Annotated in this window: 11 protein-coding genes; 5 read left to right on the top strand and 6 right to left on the bottom strand. The window is 67.3% G+C overall.

The features are described 5' to 3' along the window. Positions 1 to 121: 121 nt before the first annotated feature. From INE98_RS12200 to INE98_RS12180, 5 genes are all read right to left on the bottom strand, one after another. On the bottom strand, positions 122 to 3,073 hold the full coding sequence (locus INE98_RS12200; protein ID WP_293539201.1) for a TonB-dependent receptor: 2,952 nt from the start codon (positions 3,071 to 3,073) through the stop codon (positions 122 to 124). Between the two features lie 300 nt (positions 3,074 to 3,373). Continuing rightward, positions 3,374 to 3,502 carry a hypothetical protein gene (locus INE98_RS12195; protein ID WP_293539200.1) on the bottom strand — a complete coding sequence of 43 codons (129 nt, stop codon included), beginning with the start codon at positions 3,500 to 3,502 and terminating at the stop codon, positions 3,374 to 3,376. A 227-nt stretch (positions 3,503 to 3,729) separates the two neighbouring features. Beyond that, entirely contained in the window at positions 3,730 to 6,603 is a 2,874-nt protein-coding gene (locus INE98_RS12190) for a TonB-dependent siderophore receptor (protein ID WP_293539199.1), read from the bottom strand. A gap of 300 nt (positions 6,604 to 6,903) precedes the next feature. Further along, positions 6,904 to 10,059, bottom strand: coding sequence for a TonB-dependent receptor (locus INE98_RS12185; RefSeq protein ID WP_293539198.1), 3,156 nt, complete (start codon positions 10,057 to 10,059; stop codon positions 6,904 to 6,906). A gap of 269 nt (positions 10,060 to 10,328) precedes the next feature. Then, positions 10,329 to 11,249 carry a hypothetical protein gene (locus INE98_RS12180; protein ID WP_293539197.1) on the bottom strand — a complete coding sequence of 307 codons (921 nt, stop codon included), beginning with the start codon at positions 11,247 to 11,249 and terminating at the stop codon, positions 10,329 to 10,331. A gap of 169 nt (positions 11,250 to 11,418) precedes the next feature. On the opposite strand from INE98_RS12180, the gene INE98_RS12175 reads away from it, so the two are divergent. Further along, positions 11,419 to 12,228 carry an SDR family oxidoreductase gene (locus tag INE98_RS12175; RefSeq protein ID WP_293539196.1) on the top strand — a complete coding sequence of 270 codons (810 nt, stop codon included), beginning with the start codon at positions 11,419 to 11,421 and terminating at the stop codon, positions 12,226 to 12,228. After that, positions 12,225 to 12,560: a hypothetical protein gene (locus INE98_RS12170; RefSeq protein WP_293539195.1), complete on the top strand. Its 336-nt coding sequence runs from the start codon at positions 12,225 to 12,227 to the stop codon at positions 12,558 to 12,560. Before INE98_RS12175 ends, INE98_RS12170 begins: the two co-directional genes overlap by 4 nt. 9 nt (positions 12,561 to 12,569) lie before the next feature. On the opposite strand, the gene INE98_RS12165 is transcribed toward INE98_RS12170, so the two are convergent. Continuing rightward, entirely contained in the window at positions 12,570 to 13,391 is an 822-nt protein-coding gene (locus tag INE98_RS12165) for an enoyl-CoA hydratase (protein WP_293539194.1), read from the bottom strand. A gap of 231 nt (positions 13,392 to 13,622) precedes the next feature. On the opposite strand from INE98_RS12165, the gene INE98_RS12160 reads away from it, so the two are divergent. From INE98_RS12160 to INE98_RS12150, 3 genes are all read left to right on the top strand, one after another. Then, positions 13,623 to 15,446 (top strand): NAD(P)/FAD-dependent oxidoreductase, encoded by a 1,824-nt coding sequence (locus tag INE98_RS12160; RefSeq protein WP_293539193.1) that lies wholly within the window; start codon positions 13,623 to 13,625, stop codon positions 15,444 to 15,446. Positions 15,447 to 15,453: 7 nt separating this feature from the next. Then, positions 15,454 to 16,233, top strand: coding sequence for an enoyl-CoA hydratase/isomerase family protein (locus tag INE98_RS12155; protein ID WP_293539192.1), 780 nt, complete (start codon positions 15,454 to 15,456; stop codon positions 16,231 to 16,233). A gap of 45 nt (positions 16,234 to 16,278) precedes the next feature. Then, positions 16,279 to 16,601: SDR family NAD(P)-dependent oxidoreductase (locus INE98_RS12150; RefSeq protein WP_293539191.1), on the top strand; the 323-nt coding region annotated here is incomplete at its 3' end.

Genomic DNA, 16,601 nt, shown 5'->3' with positions numbered 1-16,601 from the left:
CGGGTCTCGCGCAGGCCGATCATGCAGCGGGCCAGGGCCCCGGGGCCACGCTTTCCGCGCAGAAGAAAACGCCGCCCCCCGTTTCCGGGGAGCGGCGCTTCCGAACCCTCGGTTGGGGGGATCAGAACTTCTTGCGGACGCCGACCTTGAAGGTCCGGCCCAGCGGGTTGCCGATGAAGGGATCGTAGCTCAGCTCGATCCGCGCCCGGGGCGGCTCGGTGTCCAGGGCGTTGAGCACCGAGGCGGTCACCGTCAGGTCGTCCGGCAGCGACAGCCTGTAGGTCAGATCATGGCTGATGAAGGCGTCCTGCGTCAGGCCGAAGGTGATCAGCTTGCAGTTGGTCGCCGTGCCGGCCCTGGCGTTGGCCACGTTGCAGTTGGTCGAAGACCCGGTCTGCACGGTGGTCGGACCGCGGTCATCGGTCGCGCCATCCACATAGTTCATGGTCCACCGGACATTATGGATGTCGCGATTGTAGTCGGCGTAGAACTGGCCGCGCCATTCCGGGATGGTGCCGGGCAGGCGGTTGTAGTTCGTGAAGCCGACGGCGTCATAGGCCGGCGAGACCGTCACGCCTCCGAACTGGAAGGCCGCCTGCTCGAAGGTGAGCACGTAGCTGATATTGCCGCCCACGTGCACCTCGCCGCCGAAGACGTCGTCGAAGCGGTAATCGACATCCAGGTCGACGCCGGTGGTCGTGATCGCCGGACCGTTGGTGGTGTCGGACCGGATGCGCGCAATGTCGTTGCCGACCGTCACGCCCTGGATGCAGGCGTTGCCATTGCCGAAGGTGATCAGGTTACGGACCGGGCTGGCGCAGTTGACCAGCTGGCTGCCGTTCCCGATCCCCGCCACCGCCGTGGCGATGACGTTGGCCGGAACCACGACGATCTGGTCCCGCAGGTCATAGGACCAGTAGTCCAGGGTGGCGGTCAGGGCGTCCGTCTGGACGATGGCGCCGATGGAGTAGGTGGTTGCAGTCTCGGCCTGGGTGGCCGGATTGCCGAAGAAGTCCACCGACTTGAAGTTGTTGCCCGACGCCGCGATCCCGGAAAGGCCCGTGACGCCGGTGGGCGCCACGTTGGCGGAGGTCGGACCCCGGAAGGAGGTGCCGATCGAGCCGCGCAGGGCCAGCCACTCCATCGCCTGCCACTTGACCCGCAGCTGCGGGTTGGTGGTGGAACCGGTCTGGCCGCCATAGTCCTCGAAGCGCAGGGCCACCTGGGCGTTGAGGGTGTCCGTGATCGGCAGGTTCAGCTCGCCGAAGAGGGCGTAGACGCTCTGCTCCAGCCGCAGGTTCCTGTTCTGGCCGAGGAAGATGAAGGGACCGGTCGGGAAGGCGCAGTTGGTGACGCCCACCACCGGGCAGGGGGTGATCTGGGAGTTCTGGAAAGGGCTGTCGGCCTGCTGGAGGAAAGTCACCTTTCTGTACTGGGCCCCTGCAGCCCAGCCGATGTCACCGCCCGGCAGGGTCAGGACGGTAAGCTGGCCGTTCAGCACCGCGTCGACGACGAAGGTGTCCTGCTGGGCCCGGGTCTTCGTGCGTTCGAGCAGCCAGGCCACCAGGGATCTGGGGTTGGCGTTGGTCGACACGAAGCCGGGATTGGTCAGGCCCAGGGCCGGGTTACCCGGATAGGCGTTGGAGAAGGGGTTGAAGAACTGGCAGCCATTGGCGCCCGGGGTTGAGCCCGTGCAGCCCGGTCCCCCGAGGCCATTCAGGGACCGCTGGAGACGGTCGATCAGGATGTCGGTGGTCTGTTGGTCCTCCATCTCGCGGATGTAGGTCGTGGAGATGTTGTAACCGACGTCATAGAAGCCGGTGTCTCCGGACAGCTCGGCGACCATCCGGACCTGCTCGTACTTCCGGCTGCCGCTCTGGCCGCCAAGACCGCCGGTGGTGTTGTTGCCGCCGTTGCCGAGCGGACGCCAGAGGGTGGCCAGAGCGCTCTGCGCCGTGCCGATCAGGGCGCTGTTGCCGGTCTGGGTCAGGAAGGTGTTGAAGCCGGGGTTGGCGGCGGAGACGCTGTAGACGTTGACCGAACCCGGACCGTTGGGCCCGGAGGTCGGCGGAAAGCCTGGCGAGAACCGATAGTCCGGCTGGGACGTCTGGGTGTAGAGGGCCTCCACATGGAACTTGGAGGATTCGCCGACATCCGCATTGAACTCGGCGAAGAGCTGGTACTGGTCCTGCTCCTCGACCAGGTTGTCGAAGGGGATGAAGGAGAAGTAGCAGGTCGGCGTCGTACCGGTGAAGCCGGGGGTGCCGCCGACGGCGGCGCAGTTGGCGTCAACCGCAAAGCCGATGGTCGAGCCGCCGCCATTGGCGCCGGAGCGGATCGTCCAGGCGCCGGGCTGACCCAGGACGGACCATCCCGAGGGGTTGGTGGCGTAGGGCTGGATTGTCCAGTCGCGCTCGGTGTTGGAGAGCTCGCCGCGGTGCTTGTAGCCCAGGCTGATCATGAGGTTGGAGGTGTCGCCCACCCAACCGTAGATCAGGCTGGCGTTGTAGTCGCCGCCGTCGGAGCCGGGCACGTAGCGATAGTCACCCGACACTTCCAGGCCGCTGAAGTTCTTGCGCGTGATGAAGTTGGCCACGCCGCCGATGGCGTCCGAGCCGTAGGTCGCCGCCGCGCCGTCCTTCAGCACCTCGACCCGGCCGATGGCCATTTCCGGCAGGAGGTTGGTATCGGCGGTGTAGCCTGCAAAACGTTTGCCGTTGAGCAGCACCAGGGTCCGCTGGGCCCCGAGACCGCGGATGTTGATGGTGCCGCCGCCGTTCCGGCCCTGGGAGGCCGTCGAGAACTGGTTCGAGTCCCCCAGCACCGGACCGGAGATCGGAAGCGACTTGATGATTTCCAGAACCGAGGGTGAGCCCCGCTTCTCGAGATCTTCCTGGTTCAGAACCGCCACCGGGATGGCGGTGTCCTTGGGCGTGCCCTGGATGAAGGAGCCGGTGACGACCACTTCATCGACAGTATTGGGCCTCGCGTCCTGCGCCTGTGCGGCGCCTGCTGATAAAAGACCGGCGGCGACGGCGACGGCCGAAGCACCTGTAAAATAACGACCCTTCATCTTGCGTTTCCTCTCCCTGCGCCTTCGGCCTTATTGCCCGTTGCTGGCGCTATCGTGGCATTCTGCCGCTAAGAAATGGCTGATGCCACTACATTTTCGCCACAAATCGGGACACCCAGGGACTCAAATTGCAATCATCCGAATCCTCACGCCCCGGAGGCGGTCGGGAGGTGGCTCCTTCGACGGCATGGGCGCTCGGCCGAGTCTGCGCACATTTCACCGGGTCGCCGTGCCGCCGAAAGCAAGACGCTGCCCCCCGTTTCCGGGGCGGCGGAGCGCCTGAAGCCTCGGGTGAGGCGATCAGAACTTCTCGCGTACGTCGATCTTGAAGGTCGGGCCCAGCGGGTTGCCGATGAACGGATCGTTGCTCATCGCGATCCAGGCTTGGGCGGGCTCATTTTCGGGAATGATGAACACCGGGGAGGTCACCGTCCGGCGCCTTCGAGCACATGCCGTTCCAGGGCGTGCTCGTCACCAAGATCGCTTTCGGCGGGGCCGACATGCGCGACTCCTGTGTCACGCCTTCGGGCGCGGGAAAGCTCGTGAAAGCACTCTGGCCACCGTTGGGCCTGAAGCCCAACTTCAATCCGTAGCGAGGAAAGAAAAAGGAGCGGCGCAGAACGCCGCTCCTCTCGCTTTTCCGTCTTCGGATCGACCTAGAAGCCGCCGAACTTCTTTGAGACGCCGACCTTGAACGTGCGCCCGAACGCGCGACCCGTATAGGGGTCGAAGTTCGTCTCGAAGCGGGCAAACGGGGCGCCCTCGTCGAACAGGTCAATGACCGAGGCGGTAATTGTCAGGTCATTGTCGCCCTTCCACCGATAGTGGAGGTCCTGCTGCAGGCTGGAGTCGATGGTCCGCCCCCGATCCAGCGCCGGCGCCGCAAGGAAGATGTTGCCAGCCGTTGCAGTCGGAAGATCGCCGCGCTCATCCTTGTAGTCGGTGATGTAGCGGGCGACCCAGCGCAGATTGTGCTTGTCGCGGGAGTATTCGATGAAGCCGTTGGCCCTCCATTGCGGCATCGGGCGGATGTAGCCCACCGTCCGGTTGAAGCGGCCGACCGCGTCGAAGGATGGGGCGATCTGCACGTTGCTGATCACGAGAGCGTTCACCTTGTACTCAAGGGTGTAGCTCAGTTCGCCGCCAACCGTCACGGTCGCGCCGTTGAACACGTCCGGGATCATGTACTCTGCGGTCGCGTCGATACCGCTGGTCTTCAAGTCCGGACCGTTGGCGATGTTGACGCGGATGCGCTCGAATGTCGCCGCCGTCGGCGGTGTTCCCGAGAACGTCACGCGGTTCGCGAACGGAGAGGTGGTCGGGGCCGCCAGCACGTTGGCCAAGAGCGGGCCGAAGGGCTCGACGATGATCGGATCCTTGAAATCGAAGCTCCAGAAATCGATCGAGCCCTTGAAGTCACCCGGCGTGAAGACGGCGCCGACGTTGAAGGTCGTCGCCGTTTCCGGATCGAGACCCGGATTACCGAAAGTATCGATCGCCTTGAACGCGCCCGCCTGGGCCACGAACGCGAGCGTCGTGAACTGGCCGCCGAGTTGGTTGAGCGAGGGGCCGCGGAAGGTCGTGCCCGCCGAGGCGCGCAGGACGAGATCCTCCATCGGCGCGAAGCGTACCGACAGCTTCGGGTTGGTGGTCGCGCCCGTTTGGCCGCCATAATCCTCATGGCGAAGGGCGAACTGGGCCTCAAATTGCTCCGAGAACGGAAGGTTCAACTCGGTGAAGACGCCCCACACGTTGCGGTCGAGGTCGACCGGGTTGTTGGGCCCGAGGAACCCGAACACGCCGGTGCGCGACGTGCACGTCGTTTGGCCGGGAACAGGGCACGGGTTCTTGGTGAAATCGGCGTTGTCGTTCGGATCAAGCTTGTAAGCGTCGACCCGGTATTGCGCGCCAACCGCGAATGCGATGTTGCCGCCGCCGAGCTCGATGCCGGTTTCGCCATTCATGACCGCATCGAATACGGTGACCTTGGTGGTCGCCCGCGTCGCCGAAGCGCCGACAAGCCAATTGGCGAGCGCAGCCGTGTTCGCCGTCGACGCGACATAGTTCGGGTTGGGCGTCGACGAGAAGGCGCCCTGCTGGATCGCCGTCGAGAACGGATTGTAGAACAGGCAGCCATTCGCACCCGGCGTCGTGCCGGTGCAGTTCGGGCCGCCCAGGCCGCCCAGCGCGCGGTTGAAGCGGTCGACGAAGGTGTCGTTGGTCGAGCGATCGCCCACGTCCTGCATGTGCGTAAGCGCGACGTCCCAGCCCCAACCATTCGAGAACTCGCCCTTCAGGCCGCCCGAGACGCGGTAGGCTTCATATGAGCGGCTGCCGACTTGTGCGCCGCCGCCATTGCCGGGGAATCCGCCCCAGCCGAACGGACGGCCCGTCCAGAGCACCGCCGGCGCCGTGGCGAGCCATGGGTTCGCCGTGGTGAGCGAGGGGAACTGCGCCAGCAGGGACTGGAAGCCGGGATGCGTCGTCGGCACCACGATGACGGGTCGCTGGGGCGGGTAGGACGGTGAAGTCTTCCACTCTGGCACGTCGGTGTTGGCGTACAGGACCTCGGCATGCGCTTCTATTCCGTTGTCGAACCGATGGTTGACTTCGGAGAAGATCTGGTACCGCACTTCCTTCTCGACGAGGTTGTCGAAGGGAATGAAGCGGAATTGGCACGCGCCGTTGGCGATCGTGCCGCCGACATTGGTGCAGCCAGGATCGATGATGTTGATCGTACCCGGCGCCGAGGCGCCGACCGGTGTTGCGTTCAGGATTCGGCCCGGATTGCCGGTGGCCGAGTAGCCCGACTGCGGGTTTTCCGCGAACGAGACCCTGGCGACATCGACGTCGTTGAAGCTCGTTTCTGAGCGGAAGTTGTAGCCGATGGTCGTCACCCAGCTCGTGTTCTCGCCCTGCCAGCCATAGGCGACCGAAGCGTTCCATTCGCCGTCGGAGCCCTTGTAGGTCGAGTAGTCTCCGCTGACGGCGAGGCCGGAAAGGTTCCGGTTGGTGATGAAGTTGACCACACCGGCGATTGCGTCGGAGCCGTACAAGGCGGCCGCGCCGTCCTTCAGAATCTCGATGCGGCCGATGGCGGCGCCAGGAATGAGGTTGGTGTCGACGAAGGTCTGTGCGCTTTCGGCGATGCCGTAGGGCGCCGAAACCATCCGTCGGCCGTTCAGCAGCACGAGTGTCCGCGCCGGGCCGAGGCCGCGAAGGTTGATATTGCTCAGGCCTTCCAGACCGTTGGACGAGAACTGGTTGGTCTCCCCGTCGGTCCCGCTGGACACGCCGAGCGTCTTGATCAGGTCCTTGATGGTGGGCGCGCCGACCTTCTCGAGATCGGAGGCGGTGAGCACATCCACCGGAAGGGCGGCGTCCTCCGGGGTGCCGGCGATGAAGGAGCCGGTGACCACGACCTCCTCAACGGTCGCCGGACCGGAGCCCTGCGCCTGTGCGGCGCCCGCCGCCATCAGGCCCACTGCAACCGCGACGGCCGACGCGCCGTACAAGTACCGACCCTTCATCGTGTGTTCCTTTCCCTGCGTCTTGGGCTTGATTGCCCGAGTTTCGCGCTACACTCCTCAATTCTGCCTCGATGCGCGGCACTTCGCTATGATATTTTTGCAACAATTCGAGACGCTCTGCGCGTGTGAGTCCAATCAAATCCAGCTAAGCGGCTACGCGGCAGGGCGCGCGCGCCGCTCGAGGCTTGGGCGCCGGGCGTCGCCGGGCGCCAGTCTCGCAGAGTGGCCTCTAGGTCGGAAACGAAGACGCCGCCCCCGTCTCCAGGGGCGGCGCATCCGGGCCGGGAAGATGGATCCGGATCAGAACTTCTTGGTGAAGCCCACTTCGATGGTCCGGCCCAGGGGATTCCCCTGGGTGTAGTCGTAGTTATACTGGCTCGGCGCGTAGGGCGGATCGGAGTCGAACACGTTCTGCAGGCTCGCCGTCAGGACAGTGTCCCAGGGGGCCTCCCAGCGTAGAACCACATCGTGCTGCCAGAAGTCGTCGGACTTGCCGACCGGCTTCAGGTCGCGGCCCGCGCAGGAGGTGGTGGTGCAGCCCGTAGCCGTGGTGGCGGCCGGGTTGGGCGTGGTGATGAAGAGGGGCGAACCGAAGGCGGGCGAGGTCCCCTCCGCATACCGTAGCTGCCAGCGGACCGAGACCGGCCCGGTGACGTAGGCGACATAGGCGTTCCCCTTAATCTTCGGATAGGAGAAGAAGTCGTTCACCAGGTCGCTGAGACCGGCCCGGTCTTCGCCCGGCGCGATCTCGATCGGGGCTTCCTTCAGCTTCACCGCGCCGCGCTTGTACTCGAGCAGGTAGGTGGCCTCGACGCCGGCTGACCAGGCGCCGTCGAACCAGCCGTCCCAGTCATACTGGGCGCGCATCTCGAGGCCTGAGGTCTCGGTGCCGGGCCCGTTGACCACGAAGCTCTTCAGCCTCGCCACATTGCCGGCGCCGCAGGTCCCGGCGAAGGTGAAGCGCGCCTGCAGGGCCGCGAAGGCGGGATTTCCGCAGTTCACGTTCGAGCCGCCGGGGAACATGGTGGCGAAGAGCCGCCCGCCGCTTTCTTCTGTCAGCTCTTCCTTGAACTTGAAGTTGAAGTAGTCGACCGTCGCGGTCAGGGCTCCGACCTCGAAGATCGCCCCGATGTTGAAGGTGTCGGCCTTTTCAGGCTTCAGGTCCGGATTGCCGCAGCTTTGGAAAGCCCGGTAACCGCCGCCGAGGATCCGCACACCATTGTTGCACTGGTTGCGGAGAAGGCCGGGACCGGGCGCACGGAAGGTGGTGGAGACCGATCCGCGAAGGGCCAGCCAGTCCATCGCCTGCCACCTGGCCGTCAGCTTGGGGTTGGTCGTCGAGCCGACATTGCCCTGATAGGCCTCGTGCCGGATGGCGAAGTTCAGGTTCAGCGCGTCGGTCACCGGCGCCTGGACCTCCGCGAAGACCGCCTGCACGTTGGCGTCGTCGTCGCGGTTGGTGTTGGATCCGAAGAACTGCAGCGGGCCGGTCTCGTCCGCGCAGGCCGGCCGGTCCGGGCAGGGGTTTTCGTCGGAATTGAAGAAGGCGCCGTAGTTCCGCACTTCCTGGTTGTAGCGGTACTGGACGCCGGCCGCCCAGTCGACCCCGCCGCCGGGCAGCTCGAAACCGGTCGACCCGGAGAAGACCGCGTCCAGGACCAGCAGCCGGTTGGTCAGGACGTTGTTGTAGGGACCATACAGCCAGCCCACCACGTTGGGGTTGTTGGCGACCGCAGAGTTGAAGAAGGGATTGGCGGCGCCATTCACCGCGCTGCGGGCCACGCCGTTGGTGAAGGGATTGAAGTAGAAGCAGCCCAGGGCTGCGTTCCCGGCGTTGGTGGTGAAGTTGTTGGTCTCGGCCGCGGTGCAGGCGTCGTTGTTGTTCACCCGGCTGCCGTAACCCCTCAGGGCCAGCTGCAGGCGCTCCACCAGGATGTCCGTGGTGTAGGAGGAGTTCTTCTGCTCCATGAAGGTGACGGCGGTGTCGTACGTGATGGAGTCGAAGAGCGTGCCCTTCAGGCCGCCGGAAATCCGGAAGCCGTCATTGACGATCGATTGGTGATCCGCCCCGTCCGAGAACAGGGGATGGCCGGCGAAGGCCACGGCCCGCCAGCCCAGCTGGGAGATGTCCAGCCCGCGGGTGATCCCCTGGCCCGGATAGGCCGGGTTGGCCGAATTGGCGCCGGCGCTGATGGCGGCGCACTGGGCCGCTGTCAGGGGCGCCCGGCACTCGCTGAGCAGGGCGACGAGGCCCGGATGGTTGGCCGGCACGTTGAAGGGCACCGAAAGGTTGGGGCCGATCGGCGTCGCCGGAGAGAAGGAGGTGCCGCCGACGCTGACCGGGGACGGATACTGGGCCGTCAGGTTGGACGGCGAGATCCGCTGCATCGGGATGTCGTTCTTCGTCCACGCCACTTCGCCGTGGAACGACATGGTGTCCGACAGTTCGAAGTTCACCTCGCCATAGAGCTGATAGTGATCCTCCTCGTTCACCAGGTCGTTGAAGTTGGAGAACTGGAACCGGCAGTTGGAGCCCGCGGTGGCGGGGCTCTGCGCGCTGACGGGCACGGCGATGGTGGCCGTGGCGCCCTGTCCCAGCGTGCCGTTCAGCGGGTTGGGGAAGGTGACGTTGTTGGTCAGGGTCCCGCCAAGCTCGGCGCACCCGTTGTCGCGGAAGGTGGTGCCGGCCACGCCGGCCACGCCGAAGAAGCCGGGGTTGGAGGCGCCCGTGAAGCCGCCCGCGCCGGCGTAACCGGCGAAGTCAAAGGACCTGAGGGCCCAGTCGCGCTCCTTGATGTCCAGACGGGACCGGTGCCGGTATCCTGCGGTCAGGAGGATGTTGCCGTTGTCGAACCTCTGGCCCCAGGCCACATTGGCGCTGTAGTCGCCGTCCGAGCCGTCGATCAGGGCGTACTCCCCGTCGACCTCGAAGCCGTCGAGGTCCCGGCGCGTGATGAAGTTGACCACCCCGCCGATGGCGTCGGAGCCGTAGGTCGCGGCCGCGCCGTCCTTCAGGATCTCGATCCGGCCCACGGCGGCCGTGGGAATGAAGTTGAGGTTGGCGCCGCCGCCCTGGAAGGCCGCCGCGGGGCTTTCCGCCAGCCGCCGGCCGTTCATCAGGGTCAGGGTCCGCGCCGCGCCGAAGCCGCGGAGGTTGATCGTCGCCGTACCGGCGCCGCCGTTGTAGCGGTTGGACTCCCCCAAGGAGGACTGGGACGCTGTGATCGTCTTGACCAGCTGAACGACGGTGGGCGCGCCCTGCGCCTTCAGCTCTTCCTGGGACAGGACGTCCACCGGAAGGGCGGCGTCCTCCGGGGTGCCGGCGATGAACGAGCCGGTGACCACCACTTCTTCGACCGTATTGGACCGGGAATCCTGGGCCTGTGCTACTCCGGCGCCCAGCAGGCCCAGCGCCACCGCGACTGCGGACGCGCCGCACAGATACGTACTCTTCATCTCACTTCCTCCCTTTGTGCTGCAAACCGGTTGTTTCTCCCAGTCTCTGCGCACTAGCCCACCTTGCACTGTCCTTCGCACGGCCGCCATCACAATTTCGCCTGAATTGCAGGGGGGAGACCTGCGGCGCGAACCAGACGGCCTCTGTGGCGGCGCGCAGGCTGGTTTCGATGGCCCTGTTGTGCGTGTGGGCGATCCCGCCGGCGCATCCGGCGCGGACTGCGCGTCGGGGAGGACCGGCCGGTCGAGCCAGGCGTCCGGGGCGTGGCTCACGCCAGCAGTTCCGGCGGGTAGTCGGCGTAGGAGTGCTTAAGAGTGGCGTGGTTGAGCAGCATCTCGGCCACCTGCTCGGTCCCTGTGCCGTCGAAGATGCGGGTCCGCACCCAGTAGGATTCCGTGCGCTTGCTCTGGGCGAGGGCGGCGATCTCCCGGCGGATGACATAGTCCTCGCCGACGAAGAGGGGGCCCTTGATCAGCCGGATCTCCTGGTCGGCGAACAGGCCTACGGCGGGGCCCTTCACCGGGAAGCGGGCGGTATGGGAGGAGTATTCCGCCAGGACGCTGATCATCTCGAAGGGGATGATGGGCCGACCCCAGGGCGAAGCCGCCGCGTCGGAATACCAGGGCGAGGTCTCGGTGATGACCTTCAGCTTGTCGTTCAGGCTGAAGGGGTAGAGGGCGCCCATGTGCTGGTCCGGGTCCATGCGCACCCGCTCCTCGGCGGCGCCCTTCAGGCCCACGTGCAGGTCCTCCAGGATCACCAGCCGGCCGGGCGGGCGCAGGGCGGCCATGCGGCCTTCCAGCAGGGTCTGGCCGTGGTCGGGCCCCAGGCTGGCCGAGGCCTCCAGCACCGGCGTGCCGTCGGCCTTCTCGGCCCAGACGCGGGTGGAGGTCGCGCCGGCGGCGGGGACCTCGGCGAAAGCGCGGACCTCCTCGCCCTCCACCACCATGTTCAGGTAGTGCGACGAGATGCAGCCCCGCTCGAACCAGGCCTGCCCCCAGATCTGCTGCAGCAGGGGCGGGAAGAGGCTGAAGTGGGTCGGACCCTCGATGGGGCCCGCCCGGAAGCCCAGCTTCTCGGCCATGGCGTCATCGTGGATGGAGGCGTGGCCGCCATACTCCTGGTCGGCCAGCATCTGGCGCGGCGACCGCAGGGGACCCTGGATGACCAGCGGGGTGTCGAAGCTCATGTCCTGGGTCCTCTCCTGGTTTTCAGTCCCCGGTATGGGCCGGGGCGCGGATTGTCTCGTCTCCCCTCATCCTATACGGCTTTCGGGAAGGACCAATATCCCCGGCGGGCAAGCCCGGGCGCGGGAGATTTCACCCGGGGGTATCCCGGAGCGCAACAGGGAGACGCGCATGACCACCGGCTTCGACGACATCTTTTCCATCCGGGGCAAGGTCGCCCTGGTCACCGGCGGCTCGCGCGGCATTGGCGAGATGATCGCCGCGGGCTTCCTGGCGGCGGGCGCCAAGGTCTACATCTCCTCGCGCAAGGCCGATGTCTGCGACGCCACCGCTGAGCGACTGGCCGCGACCTATGGCGGGACCTGCATCTCCCTGCCGGCCGACCTGTCCCAGATGAGCGGCATTGAGTCCCTCGCCGCCCGGCTGGCGGAAAAGGAGTCGAGGCTCGACATCCTGGTGAACAACGCTGGCGCCGCCTGGGGCGCCCCCATCGAGTCCTTCCCCGAGGTGGGCTGGGACAAGGTGATGGACACGAACGTCAAGGGCGTCTTCTTCCTGACCCAGAAGCTCCTGCCCCTGCTGCGCAAGGCCGCCGCCGAGGGCGCCCCCGCCCGGGTGATCAACATCGGCTCCATCGACGGCCTGAAGTCGGCGGCCTTCGACACCTTCTCCTACGGCGCCTCCAAGGCCGCCGTGCACCACCTGACCCGCTTCCTGGCCGCGCACCTGACCAAGGAGAAGATCCTCTGCAACGCCATCGCCCCCGGTCCCTATCCGACCTGGATGCTGTCCACCGGCGTGGGCTTCGGCGGCGAGACCGAGAACGCCGACTGGGACAGCGTCGGGCGGGGCAACCCCTCGGGCCGCGTCGGGACCCCTGAGGACATCGCCGGCCTGGCCATCTTCCTGTCCTCGCGGGCGGGCGAGTACGTGGTCGGCCAGGTCATCGCCAGCGACGGCGGCGCCGTGGGCACCTCGTGAAGCGGCCGGCGGCCCTCGTCGCGGGCGCGGCCCTGGGGCTGGTCCTGGCGGCGGCTGCGGCCGTCGCCGCGCCCGTCCCGGCGCCGGGGCCCCTGCCGCAGAAGGGAAGCTGCCCCTTCGGCTACGCCAGCGATTCCCGGTACTGCACCCCGGGATCCGGCGCGCGCTTCGCCCTGCTCAAGGGCCCGTCGGGCTCCTGTCCCTCGAACTATCGCAGCGAGGGGGCCTATTGCGTGGCGGAGGCCTCCGCCCGGCTCGCCATTCCGCGGCAGGGCGGAAGCTGCCCCTTCGGCTACGCCAACGAGGGCGACTTCTGCGTCTCCGGCCGCTGAGCCGCCGGCTCAGCGCCCAGTGAAGACCGGCTCGCGCTTCTCCACGAAGGCCCGGGCCGCTTCCTTGTGGTCGTCCGTCTGGCCGCAGTGGACGTGGTGGGTGGCCTCCAGGTCCAGGCAGTCGTCCACCTCGCCGGCCATGGCCCGGTTGAGGTTTTCCTTCATGTAGCGGTAGGCGACGGTCGGCCCGCCGGCCAGGCGCAGGGCGATCTCCCGGGCCCTGGCCGCCAGCTCCTCGGGGGCGACCACCCAGTTGGCCAGGCCCAGGCGAAGGGCCTCGTCGGCGCTGACCCGCTCGGACAGGTAATAGAGCTCCCGCGCCTTGGCCGAGCCCACCAGCTGGGTCAGGAAGTAGGTGCCGCCATAGTCCCCCGAGAAGCCGACCCGGGCGAAGGCCGTGGTCAGGATGGCGCTCGAGGCCATGATCCGCATGTCGCAGGCCAGGGCCAGGGACAGGCCCGCGCCGGCCGCCGGGCCGGGCAGGGCGGCCAGGGTGGGCTTGGGCATCTTGAAGAGGCGCCCGGCCGTGGCCCTCTGGTTGACCCTCTGCCGGTGGATGGCCTGGTCGATGGTCGAGGCGCCGCCGCCGCCCTGGTTGCTTTCGTCCATGCCCTTGACGTCGCCGCCGGCGCAGAAGCCCTTGCCGGCCCCGGTCAGCACCACGACCTTCACCGCCGGGTCCAGCTCGGCCTTGGCCAGCTGGTCGGCGAGGGCCGCCGTCATCGCCCCGCTCATGGCGTTGCGGGCCTCGGGCCTGTTGAGGGTGAGGGTCAGGACGCCGGAGTCGATGTCGGCGAGCAGGTCCTGGGTTCCGGTGTCGATGGCGGCCATGGGAAATCCTCTCAGTGAAAGACGGGTGACGGGCGGCGGTCCGCGCGCGGCGGTCGATGCAGATACCCTGCGTTCAGTTTCAGGCCCGCGGCGGGGTGGCGTCAACGCCGTATCCTCCGCAGACGGTCGGAAGCGTGGTGCTTGACCCCCGCCGGAGGCGGTGAGACGCTTCATACCGCAGTATCAAAACAGACTTACGCAGGGGCAATACCTGCGACAGGGAGACCAGACATGGGCGACGTGGCCAGCGGTGGAAAGGTGCTCACGCGGGAAGAGGCGCCCTTTGATCCGGACGCCCTGCGCGATCGCTACCGCGCCGAGCGCGACAAGCGCATCCGGCCGGACGGAAACGAGCAGTACCTGCAGATCGCCGGCCGGTTCGCCGACTTCGGCGACGACCCCTACATCGAGGCCCCCATCAAACGCGCGCCCCTGACCGACGAGGTCGAGGTGGTGGTGATCGGCGGCGGCTTCGGCGGCCTGCTGGCCGGCGCCCGCCTGCGCGAGGCCGGGGTGAAGTCCCTGCGCATGATCGAGGCGGCCGGCGACTTCGGCGGCACCTGGTACTGGAACCGCTATCCCGGTGCGGCCTGCGACATCGAGAGCCTGGTCTACCTGCCCCTGCTGGAGGAGACCGGCTTCATCCCCGAGATGCGCTACACCAAGGCGCCCGAGATCTTCGAGCATTCGCGCCGCATCGCCCGGCACTTCAACCTGTACGAGGACGCCTGCTTCCAGACCTCGGTCAAGGACCTGTCCTGGGACGAGGCGGCCCAGCGCTGGATCATCTCGACCAACCACGGCGACGCCATGCGCGCCCGCTTCGTGGTCATGTCCAACGGCCCCCTGAACAAGCCCAAGCTGCCGGGCATCCCCGGCATCGAGACCTTCAAGGGCCACGCCTTCCACACCAGCCGCTGGGACTATGAGTACACTGGCGGGTCGGTCCTGGGCGGGCTGGACCGGATCGGCGACAAGCGGATCGGCATCATCGGCACCGGCGCCACCGCCGTGCAGTGCGTGCCTCACCTGGCCGAGGGCGCGGGCCAGCTCTACGTCTTCCAGCGCACCCCCTCGGCGGTGAACGTCCGCAATGACCAGCCCATCGACGCCGACTGGGTCCGCTCCCTGCCACCCGGCTGGCAGAACCACCGGATGGACAACTTCAACCTGCTGGTCAGCGGCGGCTACGCCGAGGAGGACCTGGTCAATGACGGCTGGACCGAGGCTTTCCGCGAGCTGATCTTCATCGCCCGCAAGGAGGGCGCCGCCGGCCTGTCGCCCGAGAAGCTGGCCGAGCTGATGGAGATCGCCGACTTCGCCACCATGGAGCGCATCCGCGCGCGGGCCGAGGCGGTGGTCAAGGACCCGGCCACGGCCGAGGCCCTGAAGCCCTGGTACCGCCAGTTCTGCAAGCGGCCGTGCTTCCACGACGAATATCTGCAGGCCTTCAACCGGCCGAGCGTCAAGCTGGTGGACACCCACGGCAAGGGCGTCGAGCGGATCACCGAGAACGCGGTGGTGGTGGACGGCGTCGCCTACGAGATCGACTGCCTGATCTTCTCCACGGGCTTCGAGGTCGGCACCAGCTTCAGCCGCCGCTATGGCTACGACATCCATGGCCGCGAGGGCCAGCCCCTCAGCCAGGCCTGGGCGAACGGGGTTCGCAGCCTGCACGGCCTGATGGTCCGGGGCTTCCCCAACCTCTTCTTCCTCGGCTCGACCCAGGGGGGATTCACCGCCAACTACCCGCACAACCTGCGCGAGCAGGCGACCCACGCCAGCTATGTCATAGACCAGGTGAAGGCCCGGCAGGGCCGGGCGGCCGAGCCCTCCGAGCAGGCCGAGTCCGACTGGGTGGCGACCATCATTGAGAAGGCCCGCAACAACCAAGCCTATCTCGAGGCCTGCACCCCCGGATACTACAACAACGAGGGCAAGCCCTACCTGGCCAACGCCCAGAACACCACCTATGGCGGCGGTCCGATCGAGTACTTCCGGATCCTCGCTGACTGGCGGGCTTCCGGCGACCTGCCGGGCCTCGAGGTCAGCTGAGGCCGGCATGGGCCAGCTTTCCCTCGACCTGCGCGACGGGATCGCCGTCATCACCTTCGGCAACCCACCGCTGCAGGTGATGACGCCGGCGACGATGAACGAGCTCAACCGGATGATGCCGGAGCTGCGCTCCGACGAGGTGCGCGCCATCGTCTTCACGGGCTCGGACTCCGCCTACTTCATCCGGCACTTCTCGGTGGAGGAGCTGGACGAGACCACCCGGGGCGGGGGTGGAGGCTGGGACCGGCCCATGGCCGAGATCCTCTACGAGCTGGAGCACCTGCCCAAACCCTTCATCTGCGCCCTCAACGGCTCGGCGGCGGGGGGCGGGCTGGAGTTCGCCCTGGCGGCGGACATCCGGGTGGCCAAGGACGGCCCCTTCCGCTTTGGACTGCCGGAGGTGTCGGTGGGCATCCTGCCCGGCGGCGGCGGCACCCAGAGGCTGACCGCCATCGTCGGCCGGGGCCGCGCCCTGGAGATGATGCTGCGGCCGCGCCTGGTCTCGGCCCAGGAGATGCTGCAGCTGGGGGTCTTCCAGGAGGTGGTCCCCGCGGACAGCCCCGAGACGGCCCTCGACCGGGCCCTCGTCATCGCCCGGGAGATCGCCGGCCGGCCGGCGCGGGCGGTGGCCCACATCAAGCGCCTGGTGCGCGAGGCGGTCTCGCCGGTGACCATGGACATGCTGAAGCTCGAGGGCCGGCTCTTCGCCGACCTCATGCAGCAGCCCGAGACCCAGGCCCTCCTCAAGGGGGTGGCCGACCAGCACCGGGCCGAGCGCGGCGGCTGACATCAACACGGCCCGGCGCAGACCGGGATCCAGAGGAGGACGGGCATGAAGGACTTCAGCGGCAAGATCGCGGTGGTGACCGGCGGCGGCAGCGGCATTGGCCGGGCCCTGGTGCAGGCCCTGACCTCTGAGGGCTGCAGCGTCGCCATGTGCGACATCCGCGAGGCGGACATGCTGGAGACCGTCCGCATCGCCGAGAAGACCGCCGTCCAGGGGGTGAAGATCACCACCTTCGTGGCCGACGTGGCCCAGGAGAAGGAGACCCTGGCCTTCCGCGACCATACGGGCGAGCAGCACGAGACCGACCACGTGCACCTGCTCTTCAACAACGCCGGCATCGGCGGCGGCGGGAGCATGATCAACACGCC

The organism is Phenylobacterium sp. (assembly GCF_020253645.1).
Taxonomy (GTDB): Bacteria; Pseudomonadota; Alphaproteobacteria; order Caulobacterales; family Caulobacteraceae; genus Phenylobacterium.
Note: the sequence above shows the minus strand (reverse complement) of the source record. Positions and strands in the feature narration are given on the sequence as shown.